This is a genomic window from Evansella tamaricis, assembly GCF_019042215.1.
Classification (GTDB): Bacteria; Bacillota; Bacilli; order Bacillales; family Salisediminibacteriaceae; genus Evansella; species Evansella tamaricis.
Map to the genome: position 1 here is coordinate 13,739 of NZ_JAHQCS010000185.1, position 15,929 is coordinate 29,667.

A 15,929-nucleotide genomic window follows, 5' to 3' on the forward strand; every position below is an offset into this window, starting at 1 on the left:
GATGGAGGTAAATTATGGCAAAGGATAGTTCATTTGACATTGTTTCACAAGTAGATATGTCTGAAGTGACTAATGCAGTGACAATGGCTACAAAAGAAATTACAAATCGCTATGATTTTAAAGGTAGTAAGAGCAACATCAGTCTTGATAATGAAGAGCTAGTTCTAGTTTCCGACGACGAGTACAAATTAGAGCAGTTAAAAGACGTTCTTCTCACCAAGTTAATTAAAAGGGATGTTTCTGTAAAAAGTTTAGATTATGGAAAAATTGAACCTGCATCTGGAGGGACAGTCAGGCAACGAGCTAAATTGATTCAAGGGATCGATAAGGAACAGGCAAAAAAGATTAATACGATCATTAAAAATAGTGGACTGAAGGTGAAAACTCAAATTCAAGATGACCAAATTCGTGTGACTGGAAAAAATCGTGACGATCTTCAAGCAGTAATTGCTGCCATCAGAGGGGCCGATTTATCCATTGATGTTCAGTTCATCAACTATCGGTAACTTAATATAATCAAGAGCTTTGGACAGGTGTTTACCTTTGAACTACTACCTGTACCAAGGCTCTTTTTAAAAGATAAAATAATATTAGTTTTATTGGCATCTTCGGGCATTGTCTAGCTCCAGCGAGTGGTTCGAAAGATGCGTCTCCGAGACACATAGTCGATTAGACTTTTAAGGTTGTTTGAAGACCATTGTTTCATCATTTGTTCACCAATAGTGGTATGATTTTTGTTAAAATAGTAAAGTAACATTGATTATACTGACTAGGAGAAAAAAAATGTACCAATATATAGATCAAATCAGTAACTTTTTACGAGAACCATTTATGAATGCAGCAAGTAGTGTAGAGTCGATTCCTATCTTGTTTGCTTTATTACTGGGAGTGGTCGGGGCGCTCGCGCCATGCCAATTCTCAAGTAATGTCAGTGCAATTACCCTTTATGGAACTAACTCCTTAAATAAAGGAATCTCATGGTCCGATACGATTTTTTTTATTTTAGGGAAAGTAATGGCATTTTCTGGGCTGGGATTGATTGTCTTTCTGTTGGGGCAAGAATTTCAGCAGCAGCTACCGATCTTTTTTGAGTATTTTCGAAAACTGCTAGGTCCCATTTTAATCATCATTGGAATATATATGCTGGGATTTTTTACAATGAGGTGGACGATAAGATTATGGAAGAAATCTGAAGATAAACAACAGCAAGGAAAATGGGGAGCGTTTATGCTCGGGTTTAGCTTTTCTTTAGGATTCTGTCCCACCATGTTTCTCTTGTTTTTCATTCTGCTCATGCCTATGACGTTATCAACCGCTTATGGAGCAGTACTTCCCAGTTTGTTTGCCATAGGGACTGCTATTCCATTTCTACTCACTATCGTGATCATTTGGTATTTGGGATTAGGTGGGAAGATGATGAAAAAAGGAAGAAAACTAGGCTTAACTATTCAAAAGATTGCTGGAAGTTTAATGATAATCATTGGTATTCTTGATATTATGACATTTTGGTGAGTATGAAATATAAAACACATGGGACTTTGATTCTTTGACCATCCCATGTGTTTTTAAAAAAAAAGTATAAGTTTTTGCACCTTCGGGCAAGTTGTCTAGCTCCAGCGCCTACGGGCTCGGATCACTTCAGGCAGGCTACTACCTGAGTTGCATCCCTGTTGCCTTGCGACGAGTAATCGCAGGAGCACAAGGAAGCCAAAAAGCGGCTTCTGTCAAAGTCCTTCCAGTGACTTTCGCCCGTGACCAAGGTGCTTGCGATTTTCTTGATAAGTATGGCATCTTCGTGCAAGGTGTCTAGAACATTGCCAATTGGCCCTATTTTTGAAAAATAGAGAATTCCTTACGGGAGAGGTCCATGAAACTGATTATCACCAGAAGGAGCGCTGCTAAAGAAAATAGGACACCTAACATTATATTTCCAATGACGTAAAAATAGGATTCTCCCCACTCCGCATAATTTCGGGCAGCGTAAAAAGCGTCAACACAAATACGGGCCGCAACAAGATAAGTTATACAATTAATTCCAAAGTGAAAGACCCGTTCCAAAGGTTTAATTTCTTTTAATAATAACCCTTCCGATTTCCCTTTTTTCTTCCGTTTTCCCTCGTAGGTGGAATATAATGTAAATAAAAGACATTGAATGATTAATAGAGATAAAAAGCTTGTATTAGCAAGACTATCCATCTTGGAAAAAAGGAAAAAATAAATGGCCACAAACGCCATGACATTACATAATCCAAAGAGCAAGTGGTTGCTTCGCAAATACATATATGTTTGTTGTTTTTCTGCTATGATGAGACTTTCCACATCTAGGGTATCGATGGATTTTCCTTCTAACATTTTTTCCAGTACTTGTTTTACTCCGTAGGCTTGTTTTAATTTAGATTCATTCTCATTCAACTTCTTCAATATTATCGCTTCATGATTTTCATCAGAAAAAATCCGTTTTATTTCTTCTACCGAAAATTCTAACAATCTTAACCGTTTTATTTGAAGTAATTTTTCAACGGTTGTTTCACTATATTCTTTATAGCGGTTTTCTTTTCTTTCCGTCAAAATTAAACCACAATCTTCATAATATCGGATAGCTTTTTTCGTTAAGCCTGTTTGTCTTTCTACATCTTTTATTTGCATAAAAATCTCCTCCCTGACCTTTTTTTACCACATTCCCTCAGGGAACGGTCAAGGAATCATAAGATTTAATTTCAAAAATTGTTCATTTTCCTGTCATTTGACTTTCTCTTCTTGAATTAAGATACCTGCTTCACTCAATGCTGCAATTGCATCATTTAAATCATCTTCCGATTTTCCTTCCAAGGTATGAAGGTGAACACCATTGGTCAGTTCGAGAAGGTATGGTGCCCTTGTATCCTTTATCTTTTTTAAGAATTGATAGACTTCCTTTCGATTACTAACCATGACAGGAGATGAAATATCACCGTAAACGGGATGTTTCACTTTTACATCCTTAACGGTTATGCCATGATCCACTAGCAAAAGGAGTTCTTCTTCGGTTCTTTCAGAGTTGTGACAACAAGTTACAACTCGTGTATAAGGTTGTATAGTGAGTTTGTCCTTTGAGAGAACGTACCCTTGGCTGGTGGCCAAAATGGGATAGTTTCGTGCTTTTAATAACGAGATATCCTGAACAATGACCTGTCTACTCACATTTAATGTTTCAGATAAAACAGCCCCAGTGAGTGGAGATGGTGTCTGTTCAAGCAAGTTCATAATCTTTTCACGACGCTCTTCCCCAAGCCATTTTCGTCTATCAGTCATTTCCCTATCTCCCTTTCCCCATTACACTATTTTTTATCCTGTCTGCAATGGTAGTTATCTCTTGTTTTGTTGTTTGTAGTCCTATGGATATCCGGAAAAAACGTTTGGCTTCCTGAGCAGATTTGTTTAAAGCTTTCATAGCTATAGAAGGATCTTGCTTCCCTGTCTGACAGGCGCTTCCGGTAGAGATACAGATTCCAAATCTGTCTAAGGTCAACAACATATACTGCCCTTCAAACCCTTTAATTCCCATTCCAATAATATGGGGTAACTGTTGATTCTTGCTCCCTTCTACCTTAATCAGATGCTGTATTTCTTTCATTTCCTCGAAAAAAAAGTTGCGCAGTTCCCATATATAGTTTAACGAATTTTCTTGATTTTTAACAGCATCAGAAGCAGCCGTTGTGAAAGCAGCAATCCCTGGAGTATTGACGGTTCCCGGCCGAAAACCATGTTCATGTGTTGTCAACAGATCTACCGGCTCCCAAGGAGTATCCCTTGATAAATAGACTGCTCCTATCCCTTTTGGCCCATAGATTTTATGACTGGAAATGGAGATGGCGTCTATGGGAAATTGATCCACATGAATTGGTAATTTACCAAATGACTGAACGCAGTCACTATGAAATAATACACCGTGTTTTTTTAGTAGATTTCCAATATCATTTATTGGCTGAATCACACCGATTTCAGAGTTAACATGCTGGATGGATGCCAGGATGGTATCTGGACGAAGGGTTCTCTCTATTTGTTCGAGAGGAATCAATCCATTTGAATCAACCTCTAAATAAGAAACGTCTACTCCCTTTTTTTCTAACGCTAAAAAAAATGTTTGTACAGAGGGATGTTCCAATACGGAAGTTATTACGTGATTTCCCTTATGCTTGTTTGCAGCGTATAAGGACTGTAACGTACGAATATTACCTTCTGTTCCACCGCTTGTAAAAAAGATTTCACTTGGTTTTGCATGAATCAGTTTACTAATCTCACGGCGGCAAGTTTCCAGTAACTGCTTAGCCTTTTCCCCATGCTCATGCAAACTGCTTGGATTGGCGAAATATTCGGTGGCTGCTTTTACGTATACATCCAGTGCTGCTGCTGACATAGGTGTAGTGGCAGCATTATCTAAATAGATCATTTTATCCCTCTTTATTTGATTCAACAGGTCAATGTGTATTGCCCCTTGTAATCTTTTTTTTATAAAATCTCTTGTCATTAGTTTAAAATTATGTAAATATAGATGTCAAGACACTTGTAAACATTACTCTGTAAAGATAGATTCGTATAAGCCTAAAAGAAGGTGTAAAACATGAGAGATGTTATCATCGTTGGGGCAGGAATGGCAGCTCTTATTTCTGCCTTAACCATTGCCAAGGAAAAGAATGTGAAATTATTTACAAAGAATTTCCGCTCAAACGGTAATTCTTGGCGTGCGCAAGGGGGCATTGCAGTTGCCATTCATGAGTCAGATACACCTACAGAACATTTGCAAGATACTCTTTCAGCTGGTTGTTATCACAATGATCCTAGAATGGTTTCTATCCTCGTATCGGAAGGAATATCTCGAGTAAGGAGATGGATGGAGGAAGGGATGACCTTTGATTCTGGGAAAAACGGAGAATTAGACTTTGGAATGGAAGGTGCCCATGGAAAACGAAGGGTCCTTCATGCAGGAGGGGATCAAACAGGATTTCATTGGATGACTTTTTTACATGAGCAAATACTTGCACATTCCAATATTGAAATTGTGGAAGATGAATATGTAATTGATTTAATCATGAATTATGGTAAATGCGATGGGATTTTTACAAAATCAAAGGATGGATCCACGAAAGAACACTATTCTTTGAATACCATTTTAGCAACTGGAGGTTGTGGTGGCCTGTTCGAAGCGACGTCAAATGATCCGTCTATTATAGGAGATGGGATTGCTATGGCTTATCGGGCAGGAGCAAGAGTAGCTGACCTGGAGTTTTTGCAATTTCATCCAACGTTAATTGTATATAAAGGACGTGTCATTGGTCTGGCATCGGAAGCACTCCGTGGAGAAGGGGCTATTTTAGTTTCTTCTGATGGGAGAGCGATCATGGAGGGAATTGATTCAAGAAAAGAATTAGCACCAAGGGATGTGGTTGCCCGTGTAATTGAGCGGGAAACAAATGCTGGTAACCAAGTCTTTTTAGATATCTCATCCATTCAAAACTTTGAAACTCGTTTTCCTGCCATATATAAGATGTGTATAGAAGGTGGTATTCCGATTCTTCATGGAAGAATCCCCGTTTCCATTGGAGCCCATTTCCTTATGGGAGGTGTAGTAACAGATTCCAATGGGAAAACATCAGTTCCAGGACTTTATGCAGTTGGTGAAGTAGCGAGAACGGGAGTACATGGAGCAAATCGCTTGGCCAGTAATTCTCTTCTAGAAGCACTTGTATTTGGAGAACGGACAGGGGAATTTATAAGAGATACATTCTCCGATCGAAAAACTTTGAACGAATTTACACGTCCTTTTGTGAAGGTCTATTCCTCTGAAGAACCAAACCTTCCTCCACGTGATGAGATTCAAAAGAGGGTGACACTTGCCTTGGGGGTAGAACGGGAACAGAAGACACTTGAAAGATTCATAGATTGGTTAAATGAATGGGATGTTTCCGTTCTTATACAAAGGGAGCGGTACTCCTGGAGCAGAGAAGGGATTGAGTGCTCTAATATGTTGATTACTTCGTGGTTGATGGCAACAGCAGCACTAGAAAGGGAAGAAAGCCGCGGAGCTCATTATAGAACCGATTATCCAAATAAGAACAGTATTTTTTCTTGTGGAAAGCAAATCATGAGACAACTAAAAACAAGACAGATGACAGGGAGAGAACTTGGTCATGAACAAACTATTACTTAGAGAGATGCTCCTTCGTTTTTATCAGGAAGATTTGGGATTTGGAGACTTAACATCGGAATGGATCTTTTCCAAGGAACAAACGAAAGCCATTTTTCTGGCAAAAAGTGAAGGAATATTTGCTGGGGAAGAAGTAATTAGAGAAGGCTACAACGTATTGCAGGAGGATATTCATTTGACACTTCTGAAACGAGATGGGGATGTTTTAAAGCATGGTGATGTGATCGCCGAAGTAACAGGCCCTGCAGTAGCCATCCTATCATCAGAGCGGGTAATTCTCAATCTGATCCAGCGTATGAGTGGAATAGCCACATTGACCGCGAGAGCAGTGGAAAGTCTTGGGGAGTCAGAAACGAGAATATGCGATACGAGAAAAACCACGCCTGGTTTAAGAATGCTGGAAAAACATGCAGTAACTTGTGGTGGAGGATACAATCATCGCTTTCGACTGGATGATGGCGTCATGATTAAGGATAATCACATTGCTCAGTGTGGTTCTATTACCAATGCTGTTGGCAAAATCCGAGAAAAAGCAGGTCATATGATCAAGGTGGAAGTGGAAGCGGAATCGCTGGAAGACGTGAAGGAAGCTGTTCAAGCGGGCGCAGATGTGATCATGTTTGATAATTCCACAGTGGAAGAGGCAATCGAATGGCAAAAAGAAGTCCCTCCATCGATCATAACAGAAGTCTCTGGTGGTATTACCATCGAGAAATTAAATCTGTATGGAAAAATCGGTGTGGACTTCATATCCATAGGCGCATTGACCCATTCTGCAACATCGCTGGATATTAGTCTCGATATTCAACATGGGGAGGTAAATGATGTTAGGAACAGATCTTTTTAAAGGATTACAGGAAACCATTCCAGAGGAATATAAGCAAAAGTCAGAGGATGAACTGAGAAAACGGGCTCTTGAAATTAAAAGAGAGCTTGGAAATCGACTGTTTATTCCAGGCCATCACTACCAAAAAAATGAAGTGATCGAGTTTGCGGACACCACAGGAGATTCTTTACAATTAGCACAAGTTTCAGCAGAAAATCAAGAGGCGGAATACATCGTTTTTTGTGGAGTGCATTTTATGGCTGAAACGGCAGATATACTAACAGATAAGCATCAGACCGTATTACTTCCTGATATGAGGGCTGGCTGTTCCATGGCAGATATGGCAAATATGGAGCAAACGGAACGGGCCTGGCATAAACTGCAGAATACGTTCGGTGATGCGATTATCCCTTTAACATATGTGAATTCAACGGCAGAGATAAAAGCGTTCGTTGGAAAACATGGTGGCGCAACTGTCACCTCATCTAACGCCCATAAAATGGTGGAGTGGGCGTTTCGTAAGAAAAAGAGGATTCTATTTTTGCCTGATCAGCATTTAGGGAGAAATACGGCTTTTGATTTAGGAGTTCCATTATCGGAAATGATCGTCTGGAATCCCAAATTAGATGTGTTTGAAGGGGAAGTAGGAAAAATTGATGAAGTGAAGATGATTCTTTGGAAAGGGCACTGTTCGGTGCATGAAAATTTCCGGTTAGAACATGTTCATGCATTAAGGAATACGGAGCCTGACCGGCGCATTCTTGTTCATCCGGAATGTACCCATGAAGTAGTGAACGCATCTGATTATAACGGTTCCACAAAGTATATTATCCAAAAGATAAAAGAAGCACCTCCTGGTACGAAATGGGCCGTTGGGACGGAAATGAATCTCGTTAACCGTCTGATTCAACAGCATCAAGACAAGGATATTATTTCTTTAAACCCTGAGATGTGTCCATGTCTTACCATGAACAGAATTGATCTACCACACTTTGTCTGGTCACTGGACCGAATTATCCAAGGATCCCCCGTTAATGAAATTAAAGTAGATTCAGAGATTGCAAGTCTTGCCAAAAAAGCAATAGATCGGATGTTTCAATTCGTATAGAGTATAAAAAAAATAATTTGCACCCCCTTGGACTCAAAGAGATGAAGGGGGTGTTCATCGTTTCACGTAGTTTTAATATTACAAATATATTGTCAATTCAGAATTTAACCCCTATAATTAAGGTAATTGTTGGGGAATTCTGAGCGAATGCTCAGTCAGTTTATCCCCTTTTTCTAAAGGACAAAATGTAAGCCTTTACATTTTATGAGAGGGTGGGTTGAATGAATTTTACATTTTCAAAAGAACAACTGATGATTCGTGACATGGTTCGAGATTTTGCCGAAAAGGAAATTGCCCCAATAGCAGAGGAAGTTGATCGCACAGAACGTTTTCCTGTGGAAACGTTCAGAAAAATGGGGGAACTGGGGTTACTTGGAATACCGTTCTCTGAAGAATATGGTGGATCAGGGGGGGATACCATTTCTTATATTTTAGCAGTAGAAGAAATCGGGAAAGCCTGTGGCAGTACGGGACTGAGTTATGCAGCAGCTGTATCTCTTGGAGCATCTCCCCTTTATTATTTTGGAACGAAAGAACAAAAAGAGGATCATCTAATTCCCTTAGCAAAGGGGGAAAGCCTCGGTGCTTTTGGACTGACCGAACCTAATGCTGGATCTGATGCAGGTGGAACAAGAACGAAAGCTGTCCTTGAAGGAAACCACTATATTATAAATGGTGAAAAATGTTGGATAACAAATGCTAGTTTTGCAAGGACGATAATTGTTACGGCTGTAAATGGAGTAGATGACAGAGGAAAAAAGAAGATTTCAGCCTTTATCGTTCCTACCGACACAAAAGGATTAACGATTCGAAGTGAATACGAAAAAATGGGTGTTAGGGGATCGAATACTACGGAAATTGTTTTAGAAGATGTGAAAGTGCCGAAGGAAAATATACTGGGAGATCCAGACAAGGGATTTCATCAGTTCCTTTATACCTTAGATGGTGGGAGAATATCCATTGCTGCACTCGCAGTTGGGGTAGGGAGAGCAGCCTATGAAGCAGCGCTGGCATATAGTAAAGAACGGAAACAATTTGGGAAATATATTGGCAGTTTCCAGGCGATTCAGTTTAAATTAGCAGATATGGCGATGGAATTAGAGTTAGCTCAAAACATGGTATATAAAGCTGCTTGGCTGAAGGATGCAGGAAAGCCATTTAAAAAGGAAGCAGCTTTTGCCAAATTGTTTGCATCTGAAGCAGCCATGCGTGCATGCAATCAGGCAATCCAAATTCATGGTGGTTACGGCTATATGCGTGAATATCATGTAGAGAGGTACTTAAGAGATGCAAAACTATTAGAAATTGGAGAAGGCACTTCAGAAATACAGCGGATGGTTATTGCAAGAGAAATAGGATGTCCAAGGTGAGGGGGATAATCGATTGATTAAAAAGATATTAATTGCTAACCGCGGTGAAATTGCCGTTAGAATTATAAAAACATGTAAGCAAATGAACATTAAAACGGTGGCAGTATATTCTGAAGCAGATAAGGACAGTCTTCATGTTCAGTTAGCCGATGAGGCACATTTCCTCGGTGGTTCTAGAGTAACGGAAAGTTACCTGAATGGGGAAAAGATACTTGATGCAGCAAATGCTGGAAATGTGGATGCCATTCACCCAGGATATGGATTATTATCAGAAAATGCAGATTTTGCAGAGAAAGTCAGGCAGGAAGGTTATCTCTTTATTGGTCCCTCCACCTCGGTTATCCAGAAGATGGGGAATAAAATTGCTGCCAGAAAGGCAATGGAAGATGCCGGAGTATCTGTTATCCCAGGCATCACTTTAAGTGATACGGAGGAATCCACTGTAAAAAAAGCAGCAAGGGTCTTAGGTTATCCAGTAATGGTGAAGGCTGCAGCAGGTGGCGGCGGAATTGGGATGCAGAAGGTAGAGGATGAAGGGGATCTAATGAAGGTCGTTTCAAGTGTTGTGAAAAAATCAGAAACATTTTTTGGCTCAGGGGAAATATACGTTGAAAAATTCATTGAAAGCCCGAGGCATATCGAGGCACAAATTGCCGCAGATCGGGTAGGAAACGTTGTTTGCCTCGGGGAGAGGGATTGTTCTGTGCAACGGAGGAATCAAAAAATATTGGAAGAGGCCCCTTCAATTTTTCTCAGTGATAACGGAAGAAAAAAGTTGTTCGAGGCAGCAGTACATGCTGGAAAAACGATTGAGTATACAAATGTGGGAACGGTAGAGTTCCTTGTGGACGGAGAGGAACAGATCTATTTTCTAGAAATGAATACAAGACTGCAGGTAGAACATCCTGTAACGGAAGAAACCACTGGAATAGATCTGGTGCAATGGCAGATTGATTTAGCTAATGGAAAAGATATACCATCTCTGGAACGAAATAATAATCAGTCAAACCATGCGATGGAAGCAAGAATTTATGCTGAAGATCCCACTACCTTTTTCCCATCTCCAGGAAAATTAATAGAATGGGAATTTCCAGAGATGGAAGGTATACGATATGACTTTGGTGTAGAAAAGGGTGCAACTGTTACTCCGTTTTATGATCCAATGATCGGAAAAGTTATTGCATATGGATCCTCCAGGAAAGCAGTGATGGATAAATTACTCATGTGCCTTGAGATGGCAAACGTTGAGGGGATTAAAACCAATATACCAATGCTAATTAATACTTTAAAACACCCTACGTTTCAAAATGGTGAAGCAACAACTGACTTTGTTAAAAACCTTATCTAAAGTAGGAGGGAAATAGAATGAAAGAGATCAAAACAAATATGGCAGGAAATGTATGGAAAGTTCAGGTTGCACCTGGTGATAAGGTGGAACTGGGGCAAGAAGTAGTCATCTTAGAGTCTATGAAAATGGAAATACCGATTGCTGCAGAATCTGCTGGAACGGTAGAAGAAATTAAGGTGGAAGAGGGAAGTTTTGTAAATGAAGAGGACGTCCTGATCGTATTAAAAGGGTAAGGAGGTAGAGGAGGTATCTTCGTGAAATTACCAAGAAGTGTCCAAATTAAAGAAGTGGGGCCGAGGGATGGATTACAAAATGAAGAAAAAATGATTTCCACGGAAAAAAAAGTGGAATGGATTAATAAGTTAAGTAAAACGGGAATCGAGTATATAGAAGTTACTTCTTTTGTTCATCCGAAATGGATACCGGCATTGGCTGATGCGGTGGAAGTTGTACAAAGGATTGAGAGGAATCCGAATGTCACTTATGCAGCATTAGTACCGAATTTAAAAGGCTTGGAGAGGGCATTGGAAGGGAATATCGATGAAGTATCTATCTTTATGTCTGCATCGGAAACCCATAATCAAAAAAACATTAATAAATCTCTTGAAGGGACGTTTCCCATATTAAAGGACGTTGTGACAGAGGCCTTGTCTGCCGGGAAAAAGGTACGGGGATATGTATCAACAGTGTTTGGTTGCCCTTATGAGGGATCGGTACCGTTGGATCAAGTAAAGAAAGTCATCGATAAATTATTCCAAATGGGAGTTTATGAGATTTCTTTAGGGGACACAATTGGTGTAGCAAATCCTAGGCAGATGGATTATGTACTTACAGAGTTGATAGAAAACTATTCAAGTGAGAACTTTGCTCTACATCTTCATGATACAAGGGGGATGGCGTTAGCTAATACCATAATTGGACTAATGAAAGGAATTACTGTTTTTGATAGTGCTGCTGGAGGGTTAGGGGGTTGTCCCTATGCGAAAGGGGCAACTGGTAATGTAGCCAGTGAAGATTTAATTCATATGCTTCACGAAATGGGAATTGAAACCAATATTAACTTATCCACCTTTATGGACGCACTAAGAGTTTTGGAGGGGGAAATAGAGAAGAATTTTCCAAGCCATCAATTACAGATACGATCGTAAAGGGGTTGAAAAATATGAGGTGGATTGAAACTCATTTGGAAGGACATATTGCCCAATTAATATTAAAAAGAAAAGATGCTGCAAATGCTCTAAATCAAGAGATGCTTGACGAAATAATGGAAACATTTCACGGGTGGCAAAATGATTTGAATGTCCGTGCAATTGTCATCACTGGGGATGGGGAGAAGGTGTTCTCTGCTGGAGCAGATTTAAAAGAACGGAAAACGATGAATGAATCTGAAGTGAAGAAGGCAGTTGCTAAAATAGGTGAAATGGTGAACACCGTTGAAAGAATGCCGATCCCTGTCATTGCGGCAATTAACGGTGCTGCAATAGGTGGCGGGCTAGAGTTGGCCTTAGCATGTGACTTGAGAATTGCATCGGAAAACTCTAAATTCGCCCTCACTGAGACTGGTTTAGGGATTATTCCAGGTGCTGGAGGGACACAGCGATTACCAAGGACGATTGGAGTTCAGAGGGCGAAAGAAATGATTTTTACAGGTAAAAAGATTGAAGCATCGTTAGCGTATGATTGGGGATTAATTTTATCGGTTGTTCCCTCTCGAAGCTTGATGGTAGAAGCGATGGGACTGGCGGAGGCTATTAGTAAAAATGCTCCAATTGCCATTCGGCAGGCAAAAAAAGCTATAAACAATGGAATGGAAGTGGATCTCAATACAGGGTTAACCATTGAAAAAAAAGCGTATGAAATGACGATTCCAACGAAGGACCGCAAAGAAGGACTTCAGGCATTTAAAGAAAAACGAAACCCCGTATTCAAAGGGGAATAAGCAGGATAAAAAAAGAGGTGTCGTGATGGACAGGGAAAATCGATGGGAAGAAATAAAAGGGAAAATTGAATCTGGTGGTGCCGAGAAGTACCATGAGGCTAATGAAAAGAAAGGAAAACTGTTTGTAAGAGACCGTCTGGGACGTCTCTTTGATCATGGAGAATGGAAAGAAGACGGGAAATTTGCCAATTGTTATGCAGAAGGTTTACCTGCAGATGGAGTTGTTACCGCAATTGGAAAGGTGAATGGAAAGACGGTTTGTGTCATGGCAAATGATTCCACTGTAAAAGCTGGGTCATGGGGAGCCAAAACGGTTGAAAAAATAATCCGGATCCAAGAAACAGCAGAAAAACTGGAAGTTCCCCTATTGTATTTAGTAGATTCTGCAGGTGCAAGAATAACAGATCAGATTGAAATGTTCCCAGGTCGCAGAGGGGCAGGCCGAATTTTTTATAACCAGGTGAAACTATCAGGTAAAATTCCTCAAGTATGCCTTTTATTTGGACCGTCAGCTGCAGGAGGTGCGTATATTCCAGCATTTTGTGACGTAGTTATGATGGTAGATGGAAATGCATCCATGTATTTAGGTTCTCCGAGAATGGCAGAGATGGTCATTGGGGAAAAGGTATCACTAGAAGAGATGGGTGGAGCAACAATGCACTGTTCCATTTCAGGATGTGGGGATATTTTGGTTAAGAGTGAAGAAGAGGCTATTGAGAAGGCAAAAGCATACTTAAGTTATTTTCCATCCAATTATTTAGGGAGACCTGAAGGGACTACATCGAAAGGTCCTAAGGAATTGGAGAAAAGTTTAGAAGAATTAGTTCCGAAAAATCAAAATGCCGCATTTGATATGTATCAATTTATTGATGGACTCATCGATGAAAATAGCTTTTTCGAGATGAAGGCTCTGTTCGCTAAAGAATTAATCACAGCTTTTGCACGAATGAATGGTAAACCTGTTGGGATTATTGCCAATCAACCTAAACAAAAGGGCGGAGTTTTATTCCACGATTCAGCTGATAAAGCTGCCCGGTTTATCACACTCTGTGATGCCTATCATATTCCTTTAATATTCTTAGCAGATGTTCCAGGGTTCATGATTGGAACGAAAGTGGAGCGTGCAGGCATAATCCGCCATGGTGCTAAAATGATATCAGCGATGGCAGAGGCAACGGTACCAAAAATTTCAGTTATTGTCCGCAAGGCATATGGAGCAGGACTGTATGCAATGGCAGGTCCTGCTTTTGAACCGGACTGTTGTATTGCACTTCCATCGGCACAGATTGCAGTAATGGGTCCTGAAGCTGCTGTGAATGCGGTATATGCTAATAAGATTCAGTCACTGAATCCGGAGGAGAGACCGAAGTTTATTGAGGAGAAACGAAAGGAATATCAGGAAAATATTGATGTTTACCGGTTGGCATCAGAATTAATCATAGATGATGTCATTCCAGCGAACCAGTTAAGGGACGATTTAATTGGTCGGTTGGAACTGTATACATCGAAGTATCAAGTATTTTCCACTCGTAAACATGCCGTTTACCCAGTTTAAAGGAAATGGAGGGAAAGTAACATGAAGGAAATCTTAACGTCTTTTACAGATGCAGTGGCAGATATTAAAGATGGTTCTACAGTGCTTGTAGGTGGATTTGGCTTATGTGGAATTCCAGAGAATTTAATCAAAGGGTTGAGGGATTCTGGTGCAAAAGATCTAATTATTGTTTCCAATAACTGCGGTGTAGATGACTGGGGATTAGGTCTTCTGCTTGAAAACAGACAAATAAAAAAGATTATTGCTTCTTATGTTGGGGAGAACAAGGAATTTGAACGTCAAGTACTGGCCGGGGAACTTGAAGTAGAACTGACGCCACAGGGTACTCTTGCGGAAAAAATTCGTGCTGGAGGTGCGGGAATACCGGCTTTTTATACTCCGGCAGGTGTTGGAACGAAGATTGCAGAAGGCAAAGAAGTAAGAACTTTTAATGGAAAAGAGTATTTACTGGAAGAAGCGATTGTAGGTGATGTGAGTCTTGTGAGGGCTCACCTGGGGGATAAACATGGAAATTTAATTTATCGAAAAACCGCACAGAACTTTAATCCTATGATTGCCGCTGCAGGGAAAATAACAGTTGCAGAAGTGGAAAACCTTGTGGAACCAGGTGATTTAGATCCTCAGCAAGTCCATACTCCAAGTATTTATGTGAATAAAATGATCATTGGACAACAGGAAAATCGCATTGAACGGAAAACGGTTGCTACATCCTAAGGTAAGGAGGGAAAATAGATGAGTGCTGATCGCAAGGCAATGAGGGAGAAGATTGCAAGACGGGCGGAAAAAGAAATTCAGGATGGTGATTATGTCAACCTTGGGATTGGAATGCCAACGATGGTTGCTAATTATATTTCGGAAAACAAGCAAGTCATCTTACAATCGGAGAATGGGCTACTAGGAATTGGACCGTATCCTACGGAAGAGGAATTAGATGCGGACTTAATAAATGCTGGGAAAGAAACAGTTACAACTGTTGCCGGTGCTTCCTATTTCAGCAGTGCAGAATCATTTGCAATGATCCGTGGTGGGCATATTGATGTTGCCATTTTAGGAGCTATGGAAGTGGCAGAGAATGGGGACTTAGCCAATTGGATGATACCGGGTAAAATGATCAAGGGGATGGGTGGAGCAATGGACCTTGTTCATGGAGCGAAAAAGGTGGTTATCATCATGGAACATGTAAATCGTAACGGAGATCCAAAAATATTAAGGGATTGCAGTCTTCCATTAACAGGAAAGGGAGTTGTTAACCGGATTATTACAGACCGTGCCGTTATTGATGTAACAGAAAAGGGTCTGGTATTAAAAGAGATTCTCGGAGATTATAGCTTTGAGGAGATACAGGAAGTGACGGAACCGAAACTAATTAATCGCGTATAAAAATAGTATTATATGATAGAGAAAGAGGCTGTCCTTAGGGATAGCCTCCTTTTTTGAAGAGAAGTATAACTGCCCTACGCTCGTGTTCATAGGCGCTTGCGCTTTTCTTAAAAGGTAAGAAAGCATAAGTTTTTGCACCTTCGGGCAAGTTGTCTAGCTCCAGCGCCTACTCGCATGGGAACTGAAAAAGTGGTGCTTTTCCACTTTTACAGTCCCTAA

16 protein-coding genes are annotated in these 15,929 nt (G+C 40.3%); 13 read left to right on the top strand and 3 right to left on the bottom strand.

The window, feature by feature from the left end:
• The first annotated feature begins 14 nt into the window (after positions 1 to 14).
• Entirely contained in the window at positions 15 to 506 is a 492-nt protein-coding gene (locus KS419_RS23915; RefSeq protein ID WP_217069621.1) for a YajQ family cyclic di-GMP-binding protein, read from the top strand.
• Positions 507 to 783: 277 nt separating this feature from the next.
• Positions 784 to 1,512: an urease accessory protein UreH domain-containing protein gene (locus tag KS419_RS23920; RefSeq protein WP_217069622.1), complete on the top strand. Its 729-nt coding sequence runs from the start codon at positions 784 to 786 to the stop codon at positions 1,510 to 1,512.
• 315 nt (positions 1,513 to 1,827) lie between these two features.
• On the opposite strand, the gene KS419_RS23925 is transcribed toward KS419_RS23920, so the two are convergent.
• The 3 genes from KS419_RS23925 to KS419_RS23935 all read right to left on the bottom strand — a co-directional run bounded on the left by KS419_RS23925 (position 1,828) and on the right by KS419_RS23935 (position 4,429).
• Complete coding sequence (locus KS419_RS23925; RefSeq protein WP_217069623.1) at positions 1,828 to 2,646, bottom strand: MerR family transcriptional regulator; 819 nt, start codon at positions 2,644 to 2,646, stop codon at positions 1,828 to 1,830.
• A 93-nt stretch (positions 2,647 to 2,739) separates the two neighbouring features.
• Entirely contained in the window at positions 2,740 to 3,291 is a 552-nt protein-coding gene (locus tag KS419_RS23930) for a transcription repressor NadR (RefSeq protein ID WP_217069624.1), read from the bottom strand.
• A 4-nt stretch (positions 3,292 to 3,295) separates the two neighbouring features.
• Positions 3,296 to 4,429 (bottom strand): IscS subfamily cysteine desulfurase, encoded by a 1,134-nt coding sequence (locus KS419_RS23935; protein ID WP_217069625.1) that lies wholly within the window; start codon positions 4,427 to 4,429, stop codon positions 3,296 to 3,298.
• 171 nt (positions 4,430 to 4,600) lie between these two features.
• On the opposite strand from KS419_RS23935, the gene nadB reads away from it, so the two are divergent.
• The 11 genes from nadB (at position 4,601) to KS419_RS23990 (ending at position 15,710) form a co-directional block, all read left to right on the top strand.
• The gene (gene nadB, locus KS419_RS23940) at positions 4,601 to 6,187 is read left to right on the top strand and encodes an L-aspartate oxidase (RefSeq protein ID WP_217069626.1); all 1,587 of its coding nucleotides are present in this window, start codon (positions 4,601 to 4,603) and stop codon (positions 6,185 to 6,187) included.
• Complete coding sequence (nadC, locus tag KS419_RS23945) at positions 6,168 to 7,031, top strand: carboxylating nicotinate-nucleotide diphosphorylase (protein WP_217069627.1); 864 nt, start codon at positions 6,168 to 6,170, stop codon at positions 7,029 to 7,031. The genes nadB and nadC overlap by 20 nt, the downstream gene beginning before the upstream one ends.
• Positions 7,009 to 8,118, top strand: coding sequence for a quinolinate synthase NadA (nadA, locus tag KS419_RS23950; RefSeq protein ID WP_217069628.1), 1,110 nt, complete (start codon positions 7,009 to 7,011; stop codon positions 8,116 to 8,118). Before nadC ends, nadA begins: the two co-directional genes overlap by 23 nt.
• Positions 8,119 to 8,339: 221 nt before the next feature.
• Positions 8,340 to 9,488, top strand: a complete 1,149-nt coding sequence (locus KS419_RS23955) for an acyl-CoA dehydrogenase (protein ID WP_217069629.1) — start codon at positions 8,340 to 8,342, stop codon at positions 9,486 to 9,488.
• A gap of 13 nt (positions 9,489 to 9,501) precedes the next feature.
• On the top strand, positions 9,502 to 10,836 hold the full coding sequence (locus KS419_RS23960) for an acetyl-CoA carboxylase biotin carboxylase subunit (protein WP_217069630.1): 1,335 nt from the start codon (positions 9,502 to 9,504) through the stop codon (positions 10,834 to 10,836).
• Between the two features lie 17 nt (positions 10,837 to 10,853).
• Positions 10,854 to 11,069, top strand: coding sequence for an acetyl-CoA carboxylase biotin carboxyl carrier protein subunit (locus tag KS419_RS23965; protein ID WP_217069631.1), 216 nt, complete (start codon positions 10,854 to 10,856; stop codon positions 11,067 to 11,069).
• A gap of 21 nt (positions 11,070 to 11,090) precedes the next feature.
• Complete coding sequence (locus KS419_RS23970) at positions 11,091 to 11,984, top strand: hydroxymethylglutaryl-CoA lyase (protein ID WP_217069632.1); 894 nt, start codon at positions 11,091 to 11,093, stop codon at positions 11,982 to 11,984.
• Positions 11,985 to 11,998: 14 nt separating this feature from the next.
• Positions 11,999 to 12,775, top strand: coding sequence for an enoyl-CoA hydratase (locus KS419_RS23975; protein WP_217069633.1), 777 nt, complete (start codon positions 11,999 to 12,001; stop codon positions 12,773 to 12,775).
• Positions 12,776 to 12,800: 25 nt separating this feature from the next.
• Complete coding sequence (locus KS419_RS23980; protein ID WP_246594762.1) at positions 12,801 to 14,330, top strand: acyl-CoA carboxylase subunit beta; 1,530 nt, start codon at positions 12,801 to 12,803, stop codon at positions 14,328 to 14,330.
• Positions 14,331 to 14,351: 21 nt separating this feature from the next.
• The gene (locus KS419_RS23985; RefSeq protein WP_217069635.1) at positions 14,352 to 15,044 is read left to right on the top strand and encodes a CoA transferase subunit A; all 693 of its coding nucleotides are present in this window, start codon (positions 14,352 to 14,354) and stop codon (positions 15,042 to 15,044) included.
• Between the two features lie 18 nt (positions 15,045 to 15,062).
• A complete protein-coding gene (locus KS419_RS23990) occupies positions 15,063 to 15,710 on the top strand; it encodes a CoA transferase subunit B (protein ID WP_217069636.1) in 648 nt (215 codons plus the stop codon).
• The last annotated feature ends 219 nt before the right edge of the window (positions 15,711 to 15,929 follow it).